Consider the following 22,684-nt stretch of genomic DNA (forward strand, 5'->3'; position numbering starts at 1 on the left):
GGTAACTTCAGCCTCCTTCGGCCATTTATCCTTGGTTTAGTTTGAGGTTACCATGTGCTTATCGATTTAACACCCCGTTGTTACGCTACCTCTTCACTGCCCTCAATCGCGAGATGTTCAAGCTTATCAATCACCGTCATACTGGCGCTTTCCATCTCTTTTAATGCAGTGACCATTTGCTCGGGTTGCTGAGCATGAAACGCTGCCACCGCTGCTTTCGCGTGGGTATGCACTTGCTCGTGAGGCGCGGCAATGGCTTTAAACGTTTGCAACTGCGCGAAATATTGCTGGCCTTCACCCTGTTCATACCATTGGCCGAGACGGCATTGGGTGTGATCGGTGACATCGTCCGCGGTCATGCTGTCTTCACCCAGCACGACGCGGTATATCGCAAATTTAAAGCTAATATGGTCAAGTTTCGCCAGTTCACAAAAAGCACGCAGCGCAGAGGCTTTAATAGTGGTACGGCTATGCTGTGCTTGCTCACTCTGCGTGGCCATCGCATCGGCCACCTGTTGGCCTTGCTCGCTATATTCAATCGCGTCACTGGCAAGCTGATCGGTGAGTGTGCAAGCATGCCCACTCCCAGCGCGAATCTTCTCGACCAGCTGGGTGATATCTTGCGTGGCACTGGCGGTGCGTTCCGATAAGCTACGCACTTCATCGGCAACCACCGCAAACCCTCGACCCTGCTCACCGGCACGTGCCGCTTCAATCGCTGCGTTTAACGCTAAAAGATTGGTTTGATCGGCGACATCGCGAATCAACTTCACAATACCGCTCACCTCTTGGGCATGCTGGTCGAGCGCACGAATTGCTTCTGACGATTGCTGACATTGCGCGGATAACGACTGCACATGACGCGCAAGATCATTGACTTGTTCGGCACATGACGCCGCCTGATGGCTCACGTCCGTTACCCGTTCTTTTTCACCGTTGATGGTGTCTGCCAAGGTGGCCAGAGACGATTGCGTCGCATTGATTGAGTCACCGAAGTGGCACAAGTTGGCGTCGATGGCTTTTCCCGTTTGGCGTTTTTTCTCTACGGTGGCTAACTCTGCCTGCAATGCCTCTTTCTCTGCATTCAGCGCGTCGATGGTATGGTTAATCTGCTCAATTTTTTGCTGCAGAGCGACTTGTTTTTGCTGCTCTTGTTCTAATTGACGACGAGATATAAACACGCTGACTCCTCATTAAGTAATTAAGCTTCCTACAATATTTTAGCGGTTTATCTCACTGATGTATGATTATCCAAGCAAAGTGTGATCGCATTGACGCAAGGAGCTGATTTACACTGTAAACCTGACGCAAATCACTTCATACTGCGATCACTGTAAATAATGAGCGAACATTTATGACCTTTTGGTTGCTTTTTAAACGTTGGATTATCAGCCACTTCGCGCATTTAAACGGGCGTATTTTGGGGTTGGTGGTACTCGCCTATGGCGGGATTGGCTGGCTACTTTTACACGGCGCCGGTGAAACTGAGATGACCCAGTCACTCGGCCGCTATGTCTATTACTTGATGGTCACCGCGTCCACTGTCGGCTATGGCGATTATTCGCCCGCAACAGAAGCAGGACAGTGGATTACCGCCTTTTGGATTATTCCCGGTGGGCTAGGGCTGTTCGCCGTTGTGATTGGGCATGTGACCAGTGCGTTGGTCGATTATTGGCGACGTGGATTACAAGGAAAACGGAGTCTTACTGTGAAAAATCATATTCTGGTGTTGGGCTGGAATGGTCAACGCACCATTCAGCTCATTCGTCTACTACAAAGCGGTGTGCATGGCGATCGTCCGATTGTGCTTTGCGTACGTCCCGAAATGGAAAATCCGCTCCCCGGCGAGGTGGAATTTGTACGCGTCACCAGCTTTACCGATGCAGAGGGGATTGCGCGTGCGGGGATTGATAGTGCTTCGAGCATTATTATCGACAACCCAGAAGACGATATCACCCTATCAGCGGCCCTGTTCTGCGCGCATAAAAATCCGTCAGCGCATCTGCTCGCCTACTTTCAAGACGACGCGCTGAGCCAAATACTCAAACAACACTATCCACACGCAGAATGTGTACCGTCTGTTTCCGTAGAAATGCTGGCGAAAGCCGCTGTTGATCCGGGTTCCAGCCAGTTGCATCACGAGTTGTTGAGTACCGCACAAGGGATGACACAGTATTGTGCGCGCTACCCGACTAACGCGAGCACGACGGATGTGGGTACCTTGTTCAATCAGTTAAAGCATGAATACGATACAACCTTAATTGGTATCGACAAAGGTGAGGGCATTACCCTTAACCCCAGCTTGCAAACCGAAGTCGCCCCCGGCGATCGCCTTTTCTATATTGCCGCTGAACGTTTACCGCATTGGTCGGCGGCGTGATTCGGGCACCATTTATCACACGCGACACTGGCTATTAACCCTTCCGGAGCAGTCCGCCGCCGCCAAGACGGAGGCGGCGGACTGGCTTTACGTGCCCTATTCGCGAAAAAACGGTCTATTCGACCACCGAGGTTTCTTGTGCATCAGAATGACACGCTTCGACTGGGTAGGCGTAAAAATGATGCACAGGCCCCGCGCCTCTTCCCACCTTTAACTGCTGACTATGCGCTAAAGCCTCTGTCAAATACTGCTTAGCCGCCCGCCCGGCTTCAACGGGCGTCATTCCCTGCGCGTAATAAGAGGCCATCGCCGCAGACAGTGAACAGCCTGTGCCGTGTGTATTAACGGTTTCAACCCGACGGGCGCTCAGGGTTTGACAGGTATCTTGGCTAATCCACACATCCACGCTTTCAGGGGCGTGATGTAAATGCCCGCCTTTGAGCATCACATACGGGCACCCGAGCCGACGTAGGGCTGGAACTAACGCATGCATTTGCTCAATGGAGGTGGGAACAGGCTGACCGGTTAATCGCGCCGCCTCAGGCAGGTTGGGGGTGAGCACGGTTGCTCGCGGGATCAGCGCTTCAATCAGCGCTGTCATGGCGTGTTCATCCAACAAAGGATCGCCGCTGGTGGCTACCATCACGGGATCTAAAATCACCGGTAAGTGAGGCGATCGCGCCAGCACGGCGGCCACTTCGCGAATAACCGCTTGGTTGGCGAGCATACCAATTTTCACTGCACGCACCGGCATATCGTACAAGACGGCCTCTAACTGGGCACGGACAAAACCAGGATCAACCGCCGAGACGGCCTCAACGCCACAGGTGTTTTGCGCGGTTAACGCGGTGATCACCGAGCACGCATAACCGCCGGTGGCTGAAATCGCTTTGATATCGGCTTGAATGCCAGCACCGCCACCGCTGTCTGAGCCGGCGATGGTAAGAATAACAGGTGGAGATAGGTTCATAATGGCCCCTTAATCATCAGGGGCGGAAGGAGACAAAGCGAGCCAGAATGCGCCACTTCGTGTGCTGAACGTGTCAGTTCCCTCCGCCAGTGCTAACTGGATCAGGTTCTACGGGTCCTGCTTTCGCAGTCTCAGCAATCACTTGCTCCCCGACTAACACGGTCAGAATATAAACCTTAATGATAAAGCGCAAGTCTGATGTTTCTGATGGCGCGTTTACACATTCTCGTAATGGTTAATGGTCGTATTGCCTTGTTGGGCGGTTTTAAGCAGTTGTTCGAATCCATCTTGGATAAGCGGCCGCGCATATAAAAACCCCTGCACTTGGTCGCAGCCAATTGTCTGTAGCACCTGCTGCTGGCTGACTTCTTCCACCCCTTCGGCAACCACGCCATGACCAAAGCCATGGGCTAACTCAATCACGCTACCCACCAAGTGTTTGTCACTGGCGTTGGTGGCCAAATCTTGAATAAAACTGCGGTCGAGTTTAACCCAGTCTACTGGCAGTTGCTTAAGGTAACTTAACGAGCTGTAACCGGTGCCAAAGTCATCCAACGCGATATGCATCCCGGCATCCCGCAGCTGTTGTAGCTCGCGCAATGCCACCGAGATTTGCTGAATCAGTGCCGATTCCGTGACTTCCAATTGAATAATCGCCGGCGGCGTGTTTGTCGCATGGCAGCGAGCCAGCACACTCTCGGCAAAACCATGCCGGAGTTGCTGGGCAGAGACATTGATTGACAGATGAAAGTGCTCATCAGTCAGGCCCTGTACGCGCCATTGCGCCACCGCCTCCAGTGCCATCGCCAGTACTTTATCGCCAAGTTGCATCATATCGGCGCTGCGCTCGGCAATGGGAATAAATTCGGCGGGACTTATCGCCCCTAGGGCTGGATGCTGCCAACGCAGTAGTGCTTCTGCGCCCACCAGCAGGCCCCCATCAAGCCGCCATTTAGGTTGATAGACCAAGGAGAGATGATTGCTTTGCAAGGCCGGGCCTAGCTCAGTACGGATCAAGTGCTCTCGCTGCGCTTTACTGTCTAGCTCGGGCTGATACTCACCGACAGCCTGATCATCGGTCGGAATAGCCAGGATCGCTTGGCGAAACAACTGCGGCACATCGGCGCTTTCCGAGTCAGCACGGCTGATCCCTATATGGCAATGCAAGAACATCAGTCGCCCTTCGAGGGTATGATGACCACTGATGAGTCGGTGAATCCTCGCTGCTTTTTTCACCGCCTCTTCTCCGTCTCCCTCTATCAGCATCACCAGTCTCGAGCTGTCCCAAACCCCCACTCGATGCGAGCGCGCCACCGCACTGTTCGCCAGCAGCTCAGCAATGTGCTTATACAGGGCTTCGGTCATTAAATGCCCTTGATGCTGCGTCACCGCTTCCATCCCATCAAGCGCAATCATCAACACCGTCACCGACCCTCGCATCAATTGTCGCTCCGCTGCATCCAATAAGGCTCGGCGATTGGGGAGACCTGTCAATGGGTGGGTAAGAGAAAGGGCGCGTAAAGTGGCGGTTTGTTTGTTCACCAACATTTGCAAACGCGCAGCTTGGTCACGCTCTTTCAATGTTTTAAGCTGTAACTGCAGTAGGTTGTGAATACGCTGAAGCACTTCGTCATAATCAAACGGCTTGCTGATATAATCTATCGCCCCTCGGCATAGCGCTTGATTACGTAACCCCACATCATTATCCGCAGTGAGCACCATGACGGGTGGACAATGGTCCCCCAATGCTTGGTTCAGATCATCCAGCACCATGAGTCCCGAGCGCCGTGGCATGCGCATATCAAGCAAGATAAGATCGGGCACCGGCGACAAGTGGTCGTGCACAGCACAGGGGTCCGTTAGCCCAATCAGATGCACGTACCCCGCTTGGTCAAGCATCGCGGTGAGTAAGTCAATGTTTTCCGCGCGATCGTCAATGATCAAAATGGTCGCTTGTGATGGTGACTTTATCATTCCCTGTCCTCTAATAACGATTGAATAGCCGCGGCGAGCGCAGTTGACGATACGGGCTGCTGTAGTCGTATGTGTGGTGTGGCGGCGCTGCAATGGGCTTGCCCTTCCGCCCCAAGTATGATCAGCGGTTTATGCTCCATCAGGCACGTCCAATGTGCGGGCATTCGCGCTAAGTCATTACCATGGATGATAAAAAGTGATGGGGCGAGCCTATGTGTCATCGCTTCAGCCAACGAAAAATCGTGCGCATGGTGCAAGGTCAACAGCGGCCAGTCCTCAAAGCAATCAGAGACCAGCCGTTGCTGGTGACTGCCTTGGTCAATATAAAGCACACGGTGTGGCTGAGTGAGGCGTATATTCGCGTCAGAGGCTTCTGCAACCAGGGGCTCAGAGGAGTGTGGCTTCGCGCGATAAGGGAAGGTCACCGAGAAGGCACTGCCCTTGCCCTGTTGACTCGCAACCCTGATCTCACCTTGCATCTGAGTCACCAGTTGATAGGTGACGGCCAGCCCAACCCCCGCGCCTTCTATCAAAGAGTCTTCTGCCACTAAACGGTTAAAGGGCTCGAAAAGGCCGTCGAGCTGGTCGTCGGCAATACCAATGCCTGTATCATTCACCGTCATGGTCAGATTGCCGTGATGCGTGTGCGCATCCACCCAAACCCTGCCTTGTGGATGGTTATATTTCACTGCATTGCTGAGTAAGTTAATTAAGATTTGCTTAAACCGCGTTGGATCCACATAAAGCTCTCCCTCTTGCTCCGCAGGCAAACAATTTTGCAAGCTAACGTTCTGTCGCTCTGCCAGCGGCGATAAGGTTTGAATGGCATCATTGACCAATGCGCTAACAGGGTACCAGGTGAGATGAAGCACTGTTTGTCCGGCCTCTATTTTGGCCAGATCGAGCACGTCATTGATCAGTGCCAGCAAATGTCGCCCACTTTGGTGGATATGATCAACGTACTGGCGCTGATCATCGGCCAGCATCTGAGTGGGAGATTTGAGTAGTAGTTGCGCGTACCCCAGCACACTATTTAAAGGCGTACGTAGCTCGTGACTCATAGCGGATAGGAAGTCACTTTTTGCTTGGTTGGCGCGCTCGGCCTCTTGCATCGCTTGTAATAGCGGTGTGGCATCATACGCCACCGTTACAATCGCGTAAGGCTCTCCGGCAAGATGGTGGATCAGTGTTTTCGCCAACTTAAACGTCCGGCCGTCACGCAAGGTCACATCAATATGTACAGGCTCACCGTCGACCGTTAATTGGTGATCGAGTGCATTGAGGGTATCGCGCATGCCGTCAGGGAGCGCGCGACCAAATGCGTCAGCCAGTTGGCTCACATGATCCGCTCCCACCGCTTGTAAACAGGCTCGGTTTGCCAACGCATATTGGCCACCTAATTCTCTAACAAATACCGGATTACCGATGGCATCGATGATGGTTTTTAGCCGATTTCGCTCGTGCTGAACAGTGGCTTGGGCATGCGTGAGTGCGCTTAAATCCGACATAATGCCGATAAACTCTCGTCGTTCATCGATCCACACTTCGCTCACCGCCAAATGGATTGGGATCAGGCGCCCATCACGGTGCCGCGCGTTCACGCGCCGCCCTGTGCCAATAACATTGGGCTGACCGGTTGCAAGGTAGTTTTCTACGTATTGGCCGTGCTTGCCTCGATGCTCGGGAGGCATTAAACACGCCACATCCTGGCCGATAAGCTGCTGTTGCTCGTAGCCAAGTAGCGTGTGCGTGAAAGGGTTAGCATCAAGGATAATACCTTGGTCATCAATGACTAAAATGGCGGCGGCCGCACTGTCAACCAGCGCTTTGTAGTGAGCCTGCGAGCCGCCCGTGCGCCACCCATCCATGGTAGATTGATCCGTCATCGTGTTCCCGCCTCTAACAAAAACGCCCCAGCTATATTGGGGCGTCTACCACGGACCTAACGAGTTGATATCGTAGTCATTTTTTGTAGTTTTTGACCAAAGCGTCCACCTTTTTCAGGAACTGCTCTTTTAGGTTTTCGTGCTCATAGTCGAGATCATAGGTATTGTGGAACCCCACACGTAACTGTACGCCATTGCCCGCTAAATAAATGGTATAGCCGTCATAATCTGAGAAAGCGTCGATGCCATCTAGGCGGTGTCCATCTTCAATTTCTTCACCATACTCTGTCACTATCTCAAAGGCGCGTAGTAGGTGGGTAGGATTGAGTTCGTTTTTCACGCTTCCCTCCTGGCAGTGTTAGCGAAACTGTGCCCCACCTCCCGGCCGTGATCCACGACCATAAAGTGGGCCGGCCAATACCGGTGGCGTGGTCAACACATGCCCTGACACCTTAATCCGGTTTGGCTTAGAAATAATATTGGGCAAGGTTGCCAATGTATCAAGGGTGGTGTCTGGTCCCGTTTTTTGGATCGCTGTACCATAATTATAGCCATAATCAACGCAGACGACAGGAGAGCCCGCCGCCCTTGCCGCATGAACATCATTCACCGCATCGCCAACCACCAGCAATTCTGATGGCGGAACCGCTAAAATCGCCGCCGACTCAAAAATACTATCGGGATCCGGCTTTCCGGCCGCGATCGCATCCGTTCCTAAGATACGGGTAAAAAAGTGGCTGACCCCAAGCGCTCTAAGAAGGCTGTTCGCATGCGCCGTTTGCATGTCCGTGGTACATACCATCGGGAACTGGCGCTGAGAGAGTCCTTCAAGGCAAGCAAGTACCCCTGGATAGAGTCGAGTTTTTGGCGGTTTTTTGCCTAGGTATGAGGACAGGAACAACGCACGGGCTTGATTCAACACTGTGGTTGAAACCCGTCCATCAATGTGTCGCGTGAGCACCCGATGGATCAATAGATCCGCACCATCACCAATCCAGTCTCGAATCGCACTGGGCTCTTCCTCTGGCAAATTAAACCCTCGCAACATGCCGAGGACAGCGTCATAAAGATCATCAAAAGGGTCTGCGATCGTGCCGTCTAAGTCAAAGCATATCGCAGAGATATTCTCCAATTTTTTCATGGAACGCCTCCACAATCAGTGTGTTATAGCCAGAAAGGAAAGGGAACGGTGGATCGGACTTGCTATCCAACGAGTCTTTGAAAGTTAGCAGAGAACGAGAACGCGTCCTACCAAAACCGCAGGCAGAATGTATCGAATCACCGAGACAAAATTGTATAACTGACCGATTGCGCCCAAACTTCAGAGGCGAATCAAGCCCCTAACCATACCGTGATCAATTTCACATTTACATATCTTCGCACTCACCGATACCGACCTTAACCCTGTATAAAAAACCGTCACATTTTTGACGATTATTTGACCAGATGACTGCGCCCTGCGATCGAAAACCATCGCTTTGTCACAAAAATGAAACCTAAATAGGCACAGATTGTCATCGATGCACTCTACCCTGTCTCTCTCGATAGTGAGACTCGATGTATTCTTTATATGCGGTATTTTTCCTCACAGCCTCTATGGCGTTACCTAACGGTTATTATGATTGCGCTGATCGCAGGTTGGTCAGTCTATACCTTGGAAAACCAGCGTCAGCAAAGCCGGTTTTCTACCGATGTTGAAAAGCAGCGTCACGCACTCAGTAAAGCGTTTTCTCAGCTCTATGAGCTACAACTATCGGCGCAGCTTTATCTGCAACAAGAAGGCGGCCCAACGCGTGATAAATTCCATGCCTTTATCGATAACCATACCCAAAAGCGCTCAGGGCTTGATAGCGTCATGTGGCTACCTCGGGTCAATCGCGCTGAGTTAAAACAGTTTGCCGCGCAACAAGGTCACTATCACCCCTTTCCGCCACTCAATAACCACGCCTGCCAGTGGGTGATGCGAGGTGATACGTTTCCCGCACTTTACTTGTCTCCCAAAGCCGCGGCAGAGGGATATTTAGGTTGGCGCGCGGATGCGCAATGCGAGAATACCGTCACCATGGAGCGTGCCTATTTTAAGCGCCAACCGGTGGCAAGACTGATTCACGACGAGCAAGGACATGGGGTGCGTTGGTTCGCGGCCATTACTGCACGAGACGGCCAATTAGCCGGTTTTCTCTCCACCACACTTTATTTTGATACCTTTCTACCCACACTCTGGCAAGATGACACCCCCGCGCCCGATATGGGGCTAATCGCCCGCGAAGCCTTTGGCCACCAGCAAATGTTTACCACGCACTCAACGCAAGCATTGCAAAAATGGCGAAATACTCACTCGCCCGACATCACTATTCCGATAGCCGGAAGCGAAGAAGGGTTAGTGGTCAGGTTCACCCATCTACGCGGCTTGCACACGGGGCTACTCTACGGGGTGCTGGTTGGACTATTGGTACTGTCACTCGGCTTGTCGGTTCTGGCCAGTTTTTGGTCCTACGCCAACCGACTGTCATTGGCACAACAATTAGTCAACAAGCAGACCCGCCAGCTCACCCACCAAGCACAGCACGATAGTTTAACGGGGCTGGCAAACCGAGCGGCGCTCGACAATGCCTTGGAGGGCGCACTCCAGCAAGTGAGCGCCCAGTACAGCGAGCATTTTACCTTGCTGTTTATCGATCTCGATCGGTTTAAAGTGGTTAACGACTCTCTCGGTCATATGACGGGTGACAAGCTTCTCAAGCAGGTAGCCAAACGCCTGAACCAATCCGTCAGTGGCGAGCGTGTGTTTCGCTTTGGTGGCGACGAATTCATCATTTTGCTTAAAGCCGACAGTTCACTGGCATTGGCACAAACTAGGGCCAAGCACCTACTTCAAGCGCTTAGCACACCTTACAAGGTGGACGAGCATATGATTAACCTGTCCGCCAGTATTGGCATTGCCTCGGTGAACAAAGCCAATGCATCAGTGACGGATATTATTCAGCAGGCGGATATTGCCATGTATCACGCCAAGCAAACCCGTGATCGCCTCGCGATTTTCCAGCCGGCCATGCTTGCCAAAGTCCAGCAACGTTTTATTGTCGAACAAGACTTAAAAAAAGGGTTGGCACAGCAGCAGTTTCATCTGATGTTTCAACCTATTTTTGATGGCGAACAAGAAACACTCAGCCATGCAGAGGCACTGCTCCGGTGGCAGCATCCGACGCTAGGGGGGATCTCGCCCGCAGAGTTCATCCCAATCGCAGAAGAAACCGGTTATATTATTGAGCTTGGCGACTGGGTGCTCGAGCAAGTCGCCGACGTATTGGATAACTGGCACACCCGCTTCCCTGCCAATCAATGCCCTTCTATCACCGTGAATGTGTCCGCCAAGCAGTGTCAGTCCGCCACCTTCGCCGATGACGTCGCCTCACTGATCGCCAGGCACCAGTTCGCGCCTCAGTGTCTAGGGTTAGAAATGACGGAGACGGCCTTACTTGAGCACTCAGAAACGGTGGGGAGGAACTTGCGTCAGCTTCACGCACTGGGAATAAAACTGTACCTCGATGACTTTGGCACCGGGTATTCATCCCTCTCGCTGCTGCGCCAATATCCGTTTAGCGTGATTAAGATGGATCGCAGTTTTATTATGGATATCGATCAGCCTAACGGTAAAGCGGCGCCCCTGTGTCGAGGAATGATTGCCATGGCACATGCCGTCGGTTTAACCGTAGTAGCAGAAGGCGTCGAGACGAAACAGCAGCTATGCTGGCTGCGCCAACACCAATGTGACTACTTGCAAGGGTATGTGCTCTCTCGCCCGATTGAACGGACAGCACTTGAAGATTGGTTACTGCCGCAATCAAACCAGCGAATGGTCTTGGTGCATGGTTGAGGCGACAGCGGCCAGGGTGTTGGCGGACGAAGGACCGTTTTGACGCACTGGCGCAGCTTGCTGCAACCACTCATCGCGCAATACCCCATAACGGAGTGAGTCATAGTACTCACCTTGATAATAACGGACGGCGCGTAAGCGCCCCTCTTCGCGCATCCCTAGTGCTTTAGCACAGCGCATCATCCCCGTGTTCCCCGACCAAGTGGTCAAGCCGATTCGGTTTACTTGATGGCGAATAAATAATTGGTCAATCCACTGCGTCAGAGCATGTCGGCCGATACCTTTGCCCCAGTGGACAGGATCGAAAATGGTGATCCCCACTTCCAACCAACGCGTGCGCTTGTCTTCCCAATACAGGGTGACATAACCCACAGGCTTATTGTCCACACAAATCACCTGCGCCGTGTCACCCACGATGAAACGACGAAAAAGCCCAAAACGAAACGACCAAAACGACACCGGATCTATCGGTGTATACGGCGCATCATACTGCTTCCAAGCACGGGAATAATATATATTACGCCAAAAGTAGCGCGCTTCGTTGCGCTGCGCAGGCCGAATGGTGACGACGCAACATTCAGATACATCCACATCCATGTAAGATTATTGCTCTCTCTTTACCAAATGATGGGCGACGACGCTGTCCGCTCAGCGCGACCGCTTGTCGGTATGACCCACAAGGGTACCCAGTCTAACTCAATTAACCACCACATTGGCGACCTCCGTCAAAGAACCCACTTAATTGAGTGTAGACGGTTACTGACAGGACGGCTGCCTTGATTGCTGTGATATGGCAACGCCCAGCATCACAAGCCCTCCACCGAGGATGTGATACTGAGTCAGTATTTCTCCCAGTACCGCCACTGCAATAGCCGCTGTCATCACGGGTAAAAGGTTCATGTACATCGCCGTTCGACTCGCCCCATTGAGCGCGATAGCGTTTAGCCAAATCGCAGGCGCAAGCACGGAAGCGCCTAAGGCGGCAAACCCCACTAGCGGATAGGCGTCAGCGGGGATGGCAGGACTGGGCGCCATCCACAGAACGGGCAACAACATCACCACCGCAAATACAGCTTGTACATACACAGACACCCAATTGGACAGCGCCATCGACCAACGTTTAAGTAAAACGCAATACAGCGCATACGAGGACGCACATACCAGCATTAGCCCGTCTCCCACCGACGCGCCTGCGTGAAAAAGAGAAAGCGGTTTGCCCAGCGTTAGCATATACACCAAGCCAGCGAAGGATAACACAGCCCCGAGGATCGCACGCATCGTCAACGGCTGTGACAGCACAGGCACACTGATCAACAAGCTCAACATGGGCACCAACGACATAATCAGCGCCATATTGGTCGCCGTCGTGGTTTGCGCAGCAAAATAGGCAACGGATTGGTTAGTGACCATGCCTAACAGCGCTAGAATGGCAAGACGTGGTGCATAGCAACGCACCGCACGTCGTTGGCGCCATAATGTCGGTAAACAAAACGGCGTTAATACCAAAATGGCAAAAAACCACCGATAGAATGCCATCGCACCCGGTGCAATCACAGTGACAGACATCTTGTTTACAATCGTGTTTACCGACCAAATGAGCACCGCCGCCAATGGCAAGAGAAATGGCATCATGGCCTCGCAAAGCCCAATATAGGGTGGAAGAAAGTAGGCAGTTTACACTGTAAAACGCAGAATAAAACCAATAGCTGACGTGACCCCACGACAAAGAGGGAAACGCATCATCGTTGGCAAGGAAGAAAAAAGCGGGCAAAGCCCGCTCGGCAAGTGATTAGCCAAATGGTGCCATCAAGGCACCCAATAGGACAAAGGTATCTATCGGTGAGTAGTTTACGCCGCTCATCAAAGGTTGTGTCATTACCACGTCAACAACCTGAAAAATCGGTCACTACCCTCCCATCGCTATGTCATCCAAGGCCTTGAGCACTTGCCCATCGAGATGGCCCTCAAACACGCGCTGACAGACTTTTCTTCGCACGGCTAACCCAGATATCAACTTTTCAATAGAAAGATGTCTATCGAGCTTTTGTTGATTGTAAAACTCAATCGTACGGCTGAGCGTTTCATAGGAGACGACCTGATCACCGACCCGCAACCAATCCAGTTTTTCGAGATAACCCTGACATTCTTCGGTAATCACGGAGGAAGGATGGCCTGTCATCGCCGACAACGCGGTAATGCTGCGTTGCAACGCCTCCTCAGACGTATACTTTGAGAGCACAATGGTCAGCTCATCCGCATTAATCTCAACCAAGTGCTTGCGTTGTTTCACACGACGCCCTAACCGGCCACTGCTCTTCTCTTTGCGCTGAATCGGTTCAAACTCGCCATCAATGATCCCGGAAAGCTGATCAAGGTCTTGGCTAGGAAGGATCTCATTTCTCAGCGGATTGGGCATAGTGGGAGCCAACGAGCGCTTGCCCTCGTTATACATTTTGGCACGAGAGTAGCGGATCACTTCGTCGACGTTGCACTTTATATCCATGCGATAGTCAGGATATTTTTTCTCTTCATCTTCGCGCGTTAACGTTAAGTGATATCCCCACAAGTTCACCGCAAAGACAGACTCTGTCACCTTACCTTCAGCCAGCTTTCTGAGCTCCCGGGTTAAATCACTGGAAAAACGGCGCCATTCGATATTACGGGCCATTTTTTGGTTCAGCTCGCTAAGTAGCATGGTATCTTCGAGTCGACGCGACATACGGCTTCTGAAGAGCGAATAGAGTTGAAACACCAAGGTATGCTGACGCAATATTTCTGGTGGAAATAAAAAGAAGTAATCACGCGTCATCAATTCTTCAAAGAACGAGGGCTCCCATACCAAGATATAAAGGTTGGGCTTGATCCTGACCTCACCGTCTTCACCCTCTTTGGGCGCTTCCTCGGAAGCGGTAATGGTTCTGGCTAAGAACCGGAATCGGTCACTTTTAAACCCTTCTGGCATGTTTTCACTCAGCCAACGACCTGTTAGTTCATGAAGCTGAAAGTCAGTAAACTCGATTCTATCAATGCTCTCGCGGATGGCATCACGCGCAGGACCACTGTCTTTTTTACCCCGTAACTGCAGGATATCAGTGATATAGATCGGTGTTTTGTTGCCTATAGATTGGGTCTGTAACTCGTAATTGGGTAAATGATGATCATGATATTGCACCGTGAGGGTAAACAGGGCGAACAGTGTCATCAGATCATCAACCGTCATGATCGACTTGGCCGATCGCGTTTCAATGATCGCCTTAGTGCCGCTGATCGCCACCATCGACTTCTGATAACCCTTTTTGGTTCGCGGCGGAGCAAGCGCTTGATCAATGATCCCAGCCCAACTGGTCGGTGAGACCAAAATTTGATCTTTTTCACCAGGCATCATCGGAGGGGTGCCTAGTCCATGTTCACTGAGCAATTGTCGATTAACTTGCGTTTGCGCTAACGCTTTCGACCGTTTTTGCTTGACGGCATCGCGACTTTTTTCTGTCATCAAGCCTGCACTGCCGAGTGATGAAATCAATCGGCTGGGATTAACAAACTGATGCAGCATGGTTTTGCCTGCGAGTCCTTCTTCAAACCGCACGGGTTGCTGAATGAACAGCCCTAACTGGACAGCGGCACGGAGTCGTTGTTGGATGGCTGCGCGAGTGAGTTGCCCGTCTGTTGCGTCAACCAATTCAGTGGTGGATACATACCCGTCTTGAGAGGCAAAACCGCGTACTGAAATTAAGTTCAGTAGCTCTAGAATACTTTTGGTTACCCCTTTAAAGTGCTCATACTGTGCAAGCCAATCAATCAACTGATCGTGTACGGCGAACAAATGCCCGTCTTTGTGGGAGCGAGGGGCTTTTATCAAGATTTTTTCGGGTTTACTGGCACTCATGTCAGCTTAAATCCTTTGTCACGGGCATACTCAACGCGCATTTTTTTAAATTGAGGTGACGGAAACCGTAAATCGATCACTCTTCCAGGTAAAGACTAATAAAAAAAGACCCAAAAAGAAAGATCTTTTTTATTGTGCTTTTTAACTGATCTTTATGATTATTCTGATCTAATTTGATGATCTGATCTTATGATCCGAGTGGCTATTTTTTTATAACACCATGATTTTTATGAATTATAATTTCAGCCCTCTCGAAAGCATGATCATCAATGTCTTGGAGGCATGATCAACATCATGCACCAACGATGATCAAGTGAGGCCTGCATCAATGATCAACACCTTACCGCATTAATGATCAGATAATAACTGAAACAATGATCAAGCGTGATACACATCTTATCCACAGCTATAGGATGTCGCGGGTGATGACGTTATTGGATTCGGTGGTTAATCAGGCTAATGAGGCTTAGGAACAATGATCAAGACAGCGCTTTTTTAGCTGATTTGATGAAAAAGCGTGCATGTTGCCGATAAGGCTAGCGACTATTTCACTCTCATCCTCCAAATCGAGATGACATTGACAGTATAACTGCCATAGGAATGTATGTGTCCGGTTAGTGGAACAATGATCATGTATGAGATCGTGCTGTTCGATCATCTTGATGTAAACCGTTGTTTAGTCCACGTGATATGGATGGAATGCCCGGATCCTTCTCGATCCCTTGTTACACCTGACGTTATCCGTAATTTGGCGGTTCGACTATATCGTTCCGAACAACCGCCCAGGCTGGTAGTCTTTACAGCCAGTCTTGATCATTGTTCCGTAATATACAGAGACACATCGCGCAGATTTGCCGATGATTTAACCCATAATTCTGCTTGATCATGCTTCCCCAACAGCGCCTTTACTCTCGAAAGCATGATCAAGTATTAGCATCTATTAAGGCCGAACACCTTGATCATCGTTACGGGAAAAATGATCAAAACCGCGGTAAGCCATCGCATGAACGGCTAATGGGTGAGATTGTTAACCGCTCTCCCCTCTTAAGGGGTAAAAGGCGATAAATTCGGTTCAACGATCGGGTACCGTAAATTAGCCATTCAAAGATAGGCTTCCGACTCTATCAACTGTTTACATTGTAAATAAGTGACGCTGTGACATTTTAAATGTGAGGAATTTATCGCATGGTTTGTCGAAGTGAGTATAACCAACTATTCGTCGATGTTTTCATCAATCATCCATGATAACAATTGTGAGCAGGATCTTTATTTGATTGGCTTTTGTTCACCTTTTTATTGTCTTGTGTGGAATGTGCTGTACAATCGGCAATTATTTCTCGTTAAGGCGAAAAAGAATATGGATAGGGAAAAGACGATTGAAAACCTCCGCAATATCGCCGCGCAGACGAAACAGGTTCAGTCTGATCGGGTCGAGATTGTGATGGAAGAGCGCCACGACCAACTCTTTCCACCGATGTCAAAAGCATTAATGGAAACACGTTCGGGATTAACGCGGCGAAAGCTCGATGAAGCGATCTCTCGCATGGAGCAAGAGGGACATCAGTTCACTAAAAACAATGCTAACCATTATTCGATTACACTCGATGAGGCGCACCAAATCATGGATGCGGCGAACGTGCCGACTTTCCATGAGCATAAAGGAAAAACCCATAAGCCTTGGGTGGTAAACATCCAGAATCAGAAAGGCGGAACGGGTAAATCCATGAGTGCGGTGCACTTAGCAGCATGTATGGCCCTCAACTTGGAAAAGCGTTATCGCATTTGCTTAATCGACTTGGATCCACAAGGCTCATTGCGACTGTTCCTCAATCCACAAATTAGTTTGACCGAGCAAGAGGGGATTTACTCCGCCGTTGACGTCATGCTGGATAATACGCCCCAGCCTGCAGACAAAGACTTCATGATGCGAAATGTCTTACTGCCGACACAGTATCCAAACTTAAAAACCATGGCGGCCTTTCCAGAAGACGCGATGTTTAATGCTGAGGCATGGCAAGCACTAGCGACTAGCCAGTCTCTGAACGTGGTTGAGTTGCTGCAAGAAAAAGTCATCGACCCAATCAGTGATGAGTTTGACATTATCATGATAGATACAGGCCCGCATATCGATCCGCTGGTGTGGAATGCGATGTACGCCTCGAACTCGTTAGTGATCCCTTGTGCGGCAAAACGCCTCGATTGGGCGTCGACGGTGAACTTTTTCCAGCATCTGCCACAAGTCTATGAGATGTTCCCTGAAGACTGGCATGGCCTTGAGTTTGTTCGTTTAATGCCGACTATGTTTGAAGATGACAACAAAAAACAGATTTCGGTCTTAACGGAAATGAATTATCTTTTGGGTGAACAAGTAATGATGGCGACCATTCCAAGAAGTCGCGCGTTTGAGACCTGTGCCGACACTTACAGCACAGTCTTTGATCTTACCTCTCAAGATTTTGAAGGCGGTAAGAAGACCTTGTCGACAGCCCAAGATGCCGTCCATCGTGTCGGTTTAGAACTAGAGCGTGTGCTGCACAGCCACTGGTCTCAGCTCAATCAGGAGTAATCACAAAAAATGGCCATTAAGACCTCTGATTTAAATGCGCGTTTGTTTGCCAAAGCAGACAAGCGACGAGCAACGACAACGCAAGAAGCTCAGAGTGCGGCGAGTGAGAAAGCGGCAGTCATTGAACTTGCGGTCGCCGGTGAACACACGGTTGAATTTGAGCTGGTAAAAGTCCCTGCCAGTGAGATCCGAGATAAAACGACCGTTTTTGATAAGAATGCGCGAGAGCAGTCATTTCTGAATGAACTCGCGTTATCCGATATTTTGGTAACGTTAAAAGCACATGGCCAGCAGTACCCTGCTGTGGGTCGTTGGCTTGACGATGGTCGTATTGAAGTCCTCGACGGTAGCCGACGCCGCATGTCGTGTCTGATTGCAGAACAAGATTTCTTAGTCTACGTGGCGAAAGGCATCAGTACACGCCATGCTAAATTCTTGTCCGATGTCGCCAATGCCCACAAACCGTTATCGCTTTATGAACGCGGTAAAGAGATGCAGGCAATGTTAGACAGTGGGGAAGTGAGTGATCAAAAAGCATTGGCGAGTGCGTGTCAGTGTAGCGAAGCCTTGGTCAGCGGTGCCTTAAAAGCCGCGGCCCTGCCCTTACCACTACTGCAAGCCTACCCGAGTGTGTCTGAGCTGGGACGGCCAACCATCGTGAAGTTGCATCGCTTATATTTTAGCCTTGATGCGTCCCTGCAACAAAAGCTGGTTGCCAAGCTTGGTGACACGCCTTTATGGCAACAGGTAGAGGCGCAAGGAGTGACGCGTATTACGCGAGAAGTCACCCAGTTGATTGAGCAGTTTAAAGATGAACTTGTCGAGCCGACATCGAGTGAACGAGAGCAAACCAAAACCTTATTGGACGGACGTGCGTCTTATCGTCGCAAAGGAAATAACCTGAATATTAGTTTAAGGAAAGTCAGTGATGAGGACGCAGACCGAATTCTGGCACTGATTAAACAAGCGCTAGAAAACTAATATTTTGCACATGCCCCAGCGTTAAAAACGACATGCCTAGCGTGTCGTTTTTTTTTGCGTGTTATCATCTCCTATCCGCTTGGTAAAAGCCTTATGGAAACATGATGACATTACCCACATTGGAAGACTTTTTTGAGCCACTGATCTTACGTGCAGCGCACTACTCCCACCGTCAACTGGTTTGTGTCGATCAGGACTTGGCGACTGTACTGGCCGGCTTTGGTGAGACTCAGCCCCCGCTGCTTGTGGGAAACACAGAATATGGTTTGAGTTGGCGCCAAGCACATCAAAAGCTGGGACAAGAATGTGGTCATATCGTGGTGGAGGTGAATGCGCAATTTAATGCGGAGGCCTTTTGCGCCATAGTCGGTTGTTGCCGCGCGGGTGCGCTCATTGTGCTCCGAATTGCCGCCCTCGATAACGAAATGCCTCCGTCCGTACAACGCCTTCTTCGCTGTTTGAGTGAAGATGATAGCGTCGCATTTAATTGTCATTGGCTGCATCGTTTACCCCAGCAACGTCCAGCGAAACATCAAACGCATTCAGTGACTCAGGATGATGCGATTGCTGCCGTGGAAAAAGTCGTGACTGGACATCGGCGCCGCCCCCTGCTGCTAACCGCTGACCGCGGTCGGGGGAAATCAGCCGCATTAGGGATGGCCGCGGCTAATTTGATGATGAAAAAACCAAGACGCATCATTGTGTCATCGCCTTCCCCTGCCCATGCATCAACGCTTTTTCATCATCTGAAAGCCACCCTTCAGATCGATGATGCTGGCCAACATATCGACTATCAAGGAAGCCAGATACGCTTTATTGCCCCTGATGCGCTGCTACAAGACGCGCCAGCAGCAGACTTGTTATTGGTTGATGAAGCGGCGGCAATCCCACTTCCGATAATCAGCCAATGGCTGAATCAATACAGTCGCGTTGCGATTGCGACGACCGAGCATGGCTATGAAGGGACAGGACGTGCTTTTACGCTCCGACTCAAGCAAATGTTGGACGTCGAGCAGCCGCAGTGGCGCACATTGAAGCTCACGGCGCCTATGAGATGGGCTGACGATGATCCGGTTGAGCGCACGTTGAACGCCCTCTTTTTACTGAATGGCGACGACGTAGGCAGCGATCAGACCGATATGCTCGAAACAGGGTGGGTGAACGATATGGTGATTGAGCCGCTTAGCCGTCAGCAGTTGTATCGAGATGAGGCGTGTTTACGGCAGTTATTCACATTACTGATCGCGGCCCATTATCAAACATCGCCTAATGACTTAGCCCGTCTTCTGGACGATGACGCCGGCTTAATCTTTGCTGGCTGGCTCAATAATAAATTGATTGCCGCGTGTGTGGTGAGCCAAGAAGGAGGATTAGATTGGCAAACTTGTCACGCGGTGGTCGCAGGGCAACGCCGGATAAAAGGGCATCTGTTTAGCCAATCGGTCGCCGCGCATTTGGGGCTTGCGGAGGTTCTGCACGACAGGCTCTGGCGAGTCCAACGCATTGCCGTGTCTGAGCCTTATCGACAGCAAGGCGTCGGTCAACGGTTGCTCGCGACCGTGAATAAACACGCGGCTGAAGCCTCAGTGGTCGGGGTCGGTGTTAGCTTCGGTGCAACCGCAGTGCTGACGCCGTTTTGGTTTAAGCAAGGATTTAAGCCGGTTAAATTGGGATTAAAACGCGATCAAGCCAGTGGGTGCTATTCGCTGCAAATGCTTAAGCCTATCCAGCCTTTGAAATGGTGTGATCAGGCGTTACGCTTATTTAGGCAAAACCTTCCCATTCAGATGCTCACGAGCCATCAACGGATGGAAACTGACATCGCTGCCTCTATCATTGCTGGGTTACCAACTGCACCGCTATCGGAGGAAGTAAGACAACAAATTGATGGCTTTGTCGCCGGTGGGGTGGGGGTCGATGCTGCCCTCTCAAGCTTACAGGCTTGGTTATATCATCATATAGGTGGCGTTCGGAAAAACGACGAAAATGCCACGTTACCCATTCTGGTTAGCCGTATTTTGTTAGGGTTGCCTTGGTCTGTTGTCTGCACCAGGTATCTGCTGGCAGGAAAGAGGGATGCGGAATCCCGGATACGGAATTATATTCAAACACACATGACGACATGACCCATTTACACTGTAAACTGAACACGTGGCAGTGGCTTGGTTTACAGTGTAAACGCTGTCGCTTATTACGTTTATTTACACTGTAAATCGGTCTACTACCCTTCATTATGGGAGCCGTGCTGAGTGCGACTGAATTAATCCTATCCTGGTCACGTTTTTATCAGTGATCCTGCTCCCAAGCGGGATAAACCTGTATAATTTATTATAAATGAGACAATTGCGCACACTTGCATTAGATTTGGACTAATCTAATCAGTGACAACAGTCGAGTGCAAGGCTCCTCGAGATGATGGAGCAAGCGCATTGCCAAGTGGTTTATCTGGCTAATAAGGCCGCCACAGGGATTAGATAGGCAGGAAGCGAGATGCTAGACGATATCCTCCGCGTCTCTCAGGATGGTCAGCGTGTATACTTATCGGCAGGGAAAGTCGAGCATACCAATGGCCAACCGATAGAGAAAAAACAAATCAAGGACTGGTTGGTGAGCAACCAAGTCGAGGGCTTTTTTTGTTTTGATGATACGATAGAGTCAGCATTAACCAAGTTAAACGCGTCGCCGGATGATGCTGAATCGGAAGACTTCATTATTGCAGAACGCCGTGATGCAACCATCGAAGCGCGTATCGCCGACGATAAAATGACGGCCTATTTGATCGTTAACGGCGCGTGTGGCGGGCGTGGACTGAAAGCCGATGACATTCTCTCGACGCTGCGTGATGCCAATATCGTTCGAGGGATAAAAAAGCCGACCCTGCAAAAACTTCTCTCCGCGTCAGGAAAGCTCAAACCTGGTGAATACCTTGATGTTCCCGTCGCATTCGGTCGGCAGCCGGTTGCGGGCGAAGATGCGCACCTTGTCTATCTCATTGAAGATCCTGCCGAGCGTGTTCGCCGTCCCAAACAGCGTGAGGATGGAACCGTTGACATGCGTGATTTGGGTGAAATGGTGATGGTTAAGCAAGGACAGCCTTTAGCTAAACTGATCCCTGAAACATCGGGCTATGAGGGCTTTACTGTAACTGGGTCGGTGTTATCGACATCTTCCGGTAAGCCAATGACATTGACCGCGCACCCAGGCAGCGAGTTAAGTAACAAAGACCCTAATATTCTAGTGGCGACCATGGCTGGGATCCCACGGTTACAAAAAGACGGCGTGGCGGTCGATGATGCATTGAGCTTAGATGCGGTTGATGTCGGCACCGGGCATGTCAACTTTGAAGGCAGTGTGGTGATTAAAGGTGATGTTGAAGTGGGTATGAAGGTCACAGCATCGGGAACGGTCACCGTGGGAGGGGTAGTGGAATCAGCGACCATTACCGCTGGCGCAGACATTATTGTCCAAAATGGGATCATTGGTCGACAAGTCGCAGCAGACTCTGACATCAACTGCACCCTGGTTGCGGAGGGCAATATTGTCGCCAAGTTCGCGCAATATGCCACACTCTGTGCCAATCAAAACCTAGAACTTACCTTGCATGCGATGCATTGCAAAACGCATGTAGGGCAGTCAATCGTTATTAGTGATGCCACCAAGCGCAAAGGCACGTTGGCGGGCGGTAAGCATGAAGTGGGCGAAAAAGTCCAGGCGGTGATTATCGGCGCGAGCGCAGGGGCGCATACGTATATACATTGCTTTCCGCGTCTGCCAATACTTAAACGGGAACTCGTCAATTTAAATAAAAGCTGGGAAGAGAAAAGTGTCCAACTGGATAAGATCCAGGCGGGAGAGAAAAAACTTGAAGCGATCCCAGAAGAGAAGCGCGACGCGGCCATGGTTGAAAGAATAAGCTCGACACGCGAGCACCTCGCTTCTGCGCTAAGCGAGATAGAAGTCATGATAGAAGAGACAGACGCGGCGATAGAAAGCGGATACCAAACGGCCAGTATCATTGCGACTAAGTCGCTACTTAGTCGTGTTCACTGTACTATCGGCGAAGAAAAGCACTTGGTTCACTCAGAGCACGGCCCATCACATCTATTTTATGACAATGCCGCGATTGAATTAAAACCGTATCAAGCCAATGGTTGATACTGGTTT

General features: G+C 50.6%; 15 protein-coding genes and 1 riboswitch. Of the genes, 6 read left to right on the forward strand and 9 right to left on the reverse strand.

Annotated elements, in window-relative coordinates; all coding sequences use genetic code 11:
* Nucleotides 1-80 precede the first annotated feature (80 nt).
* Nucleotides 81-1,181, reverse strand: coding sequence for a methyl-accepting chemotaxis protein (locus tag EHW56_RS15605; protein WP_152794387.1), 1,101 nt, complete (start codon nucleotides 1,179-1,181; stop codon nucleotides 81-83).
* Between the two features lie 173 nt (nucleotides 1,182-1,354).
* Between EHW56_RS15605 and EHW56_RS05000 the strand changes: the two genes are divergently transcribed.
* The gene (locus tag EHW56_RS05000) at nucleotides 1,355-2,380 is read left to right on the forward strand and encodes a potassium channel family protein (RefSeq protein WP_046075602.1); all 1,026 of its coding nucleotides are present in this window, start codon (nucleotides 1,355-1,357) and stop codon (nucleotides 2,378-2,380) included.
* Between the two features lie 115 nt (nucleotides 2,381-2,495).
* Here EHW56_RS05000 and thiD read toward each other — a convergent pair whose 3' ends face one another.
* From thiD to EHW56_RS05025, 5 genes are all read right to left on the reverse strand, one after another.
* A complete protein-coding gene (thiD, locus tag EHW56_RS05005; protein WP_152794389.1) occupies nucleotides 2,496-3,350 on the reverse strand; it encodes a bifunctional hydroxymethylpyrimidine kinase/phosphomethylpyrimidine kinase in 855 nt (284 codons plus the stop codon).
* A 61-nt stretch (nucleotides 3,351-3,411) separates the two neighbouring features.
* Nucleotides 3,412-3,512: riboswitch (TPP riboswitch) on the reverse strand.
* Between the two features lie 54 nt (nucleotides 3,513-3,566).
* Complete coding sequence (locus EHW56_RS05010) at nucleotides 3,567-5,324, reverse strand: bifunctional diguanylate cyclase/phosphodiesterase (protein WP_152794391.1); 1,758 nt, start codon at nucleotides 5,322-5,324, stop codon at nucleotides 3,567-3,569.
* Nucleotides 5,321-7,210 (reverse strand): PAS domain S-box protein, encoded by a 1,890-nt coding sequence (locus tag EHW56_RS05015; RefSeq protein ID WP_152794393.1) that lies wholly within the window; start codon nucleotides 7,208-7,210, stop codon nucleotides 5,321-5,323. The genes EHW56_RS05010 and EHW56_RS05015 overlap by 4 nt, the downstream gene beginning before the upstream one ends.
* Before the next feature lie 76 nt (nucleotides 7,211-7,286).
* Complete coding sequence (locus tag EHW56_RS05020) at nucleotides 7,287-7,550, reverse strand: DUF3081 domain-containing protein (protein WP_074214461.1); 264 nt, start codon at nucleotides 7,548-7,550, stop codon at nucleotides 7,287-7,289.
* Between the two features lie 18 nt (nucleotides 7,551-7,568).
* Nucleotides 7,569-8,351: an HAD-IA family hydrolase gene (locus EHW56_RS05025; protein WP_152794395.1), complete on the reverse strand. Its 783-nt coding sequence runs from the start codon at nucleotides 8,349-8,351 to the stop codon at nucleotides 7,569-7,571.
* Nucleotides 8,352-8,828: 477 nt separating this feature from the next.
* On the opposite strand from EHW56_RS05025, the gene EHW56_RS05030 reads away from it, so the two are divergent.
* Nucleotides 8,829-11,087, forward strand: coding sequence for an EAL domain-containing protein (locus EHW56_RS05030; RefSeq protein WP_172969914.1), 2,259 nt, complete (start codon nucleotides 8,829-8,831; stop codon nucleotides 11,085-11,087).
* Here EHW56_RS05030 and EHW56_RS05035 read toward each other — a convergent pair.
* From EHW56_RS05035 to EHW56_RS05045, 3 genes are all read right to left on the reverse strand, one after another.
* On the reverse strand, nucleotides 11,055-11,684 hold the full coding sequence (locus tag EHW56_RS05035; protein ID WP_152794399.1) for a GNAT family N-acetyltransferase: 630 nt from the start codon (nucleotides 11,682-11,684) through the stop codon (nucleotides 11,055-11,057). The genes EHW56_RS05030 and EHW56_RS05035 overlap by 33 nt on opposite strands.
* Nucleotides 11,685-11,843: 159 nt before the next feature.
* Nucleotides 11,844-12,716: a DMT family transporter gene (locus tag EHW56_RS05040; RefSeq protein WP_046075597.1), complete on the reverse strand. Its 873-nt coding sequence runs from the start codon at nucleotides 12,714-12,716 to the stop codon at nucleotides 11,844-11,846.
* A 277-nt stretch (nucleotides 12,717-12,993) separates the two neighbouring features.
* Nucleotides 12,994-14,973, reverse strand: coding sequence for a replication initiator protein RctB domain-containing protein (locus EHW56_RS05045; protein WP_152794402.1), 1,980 nt, complete (start codon nucleotides 14,971-14,973; stop codon nucleotides 12,994-12,996).
* A gap of 1,357 nt (nucleotides 14,974-16,330) precedes the next feature.
* Between EHW56_RS05045 and EHW56_RS05050 the strand changes: the two genes are divergently transcribed.
* The 4 genes from EHW56_RS05050 (at nucleotide 16,331) to EHW56_RS05065 (ending at nucleotide 22,675) form a co-directional block, all read left to right on the forward strand.
* On the forward strand, nucleotides 16,331-17,539 hold the full coding sequence (locus tag EHW56_RS05050; RefSeq protein WP_152794404.1) for a ParA family protein: 1,209 nt from the start codon (nucleotides 16,331-16,333) through the stop codon (nucleotides 17,537-17,539).
* A gap of 9 nt (nucleotides 17,540-17,548) precedes the next feature.
* Nucleotides 17,549-18,520 (forward strand): ParB/RepB/Spo0J family partition protein, encoded by a 972-nt coding sequence (locus EHW56_RS05055; protein ID WP_152794406.1) that lies wholly within the window; start codon nucleotides 17,549-17,551, stop codon nucleotides 18,518-18,520.
* A gap of 104 nt (nucleotides 18,521-18,624) precedes the next feature.
* The gene (locus EHW56_RS05060) at nucleotides 18,625-20,646 is read left to right on the forward strand and encodes a GNAT family N-acetyltransferase (RefSeq protein WP_172969915.1); all 2,022 of its coding nucleotides are present in this window, start codon (nucleotides 18,625-18,627) and stop codon (nucleotides 20,644-20,646) included.
* Between the two features lie 364 nt (nucleotides 20,647-21,010).
* Nucleotides 21,011-22,675: a DUF342 domain-containing protein gene (locus tag EHW56_RS05065; protein ID WP_152794412.1), complete on the forward strand. Its 1,665-nt coding sequence runs from the start codon at nucleotides 21,011-21,013 to the stop codon at nucleotides 22,673-22,675.
* Nucleotides 22,676-22,684: the final 9 nt, after the last annotated feature.

Origin of the sequence: Salinivibrio sp. VGrn1 (assembly GCF_009377995.1) — a bacterium.
Classification (GTDB): Bacteria; Pseudomonadota; Gammaproteobacteria; order Enterobacterales; family Vibrionaceae; genus Salinivibrio; species Salinivibrio siamensis.

Excerpts from the sequence above, each read along its gene's own strand:
- EHW56_RS05000 (WP_046075602.1), top strand. The coding sequence starts at position 1,355 with ATGACCTTTTGGTTGCTTTTTAAACGTTGGATTATCAGCCACTTCGCG.
- thiD (WP_152794389.1), bottom strand. The coding sequence starts at position 3,350 with ATGAACCTATCTCCACCTGTTATTCTTACCATCGCCGGCTCAGACAGC.
- EHW56_RS05010 (WP_152794391.1), bottom strand. The coding sequence starts at position 5,324 with ATGATAAAGTCACCATCACAAGCGACCATTTTGATCATTGACGATCGC.
- EHW56_RS05015 (WP_152794393.1), bottom strand. The coding sequence starts at position 7,210 with ATGACGGATCAATCTACCATGGATGGGTGGCGCACGGGCGGCTCGCAG.
- EHW56_RS05025 (WP_152794395.1), bottom strand. The coding sequence starts at position 8,351 with ATGAAAAAATTGGAGAATATCTCTGCGATATGCTTTGACTTAGACGGC.
- EHW56_RS05030 (WP_172969914.1), top strand. The coding sequence starts at position 8,829 with ATGATTGCGCTGATCGCAGGTTGGTCAGTCTATACCTTGGAAAACCAG.
- EHW56_RS05035 (WP_152794399.1), bottom strand. The coding sequence starts at position 11,684 with ATGGATGTGGATGTATCTGAATGTTGCGTCGTCACCATTCGGCCTGCG.
- EHW56_RS05040 (WP_046075597.1), bottom strand. The coding sequence starts at position 12,716 with ATGCCATTTCTCTTGCCATTGGCGGCGGTGCTCATTTGGTCGGTAAAC.
- EHW56_RS05045 (WP_152794402.1), bottom strand. The coding sequence starts at position 14,973 with ATGAGTGCCAGTAAACCCGAAAAAATCTTGATAAAAGCCCCTCGCTCC.
- EHW56_RS05050 (WP_152794404.1), top strand. The coding sequence starts at position 16,331 with ATGGATAGGGAAAAGACGATTGAAAACCTCCGCAATATCGCCGCGCAG.
- EHW56_RS05055 (WP_152794406.1), top strand. The coding sequence starts at position 17,549 with ATGGCCATTAAGACCTCTGATTTAAATGCGCGTTTGTTTGCCAAAGCA.
- EHW56_RS05060 (WP_172969915.1), top strand. The coding sequence starts at position 18,625 with ATGACATTACCCACATTGGAAGACTTTTTTGAGCCACTGATCTTACGT.
- EHW56_RS05065 (WP_152794412.1), top strand. The coding sequence starts at position 21,011 with ATGCTAGACGATATCCTCCGCGTCTCTCAGGATGGTCAGCGTGTATAC.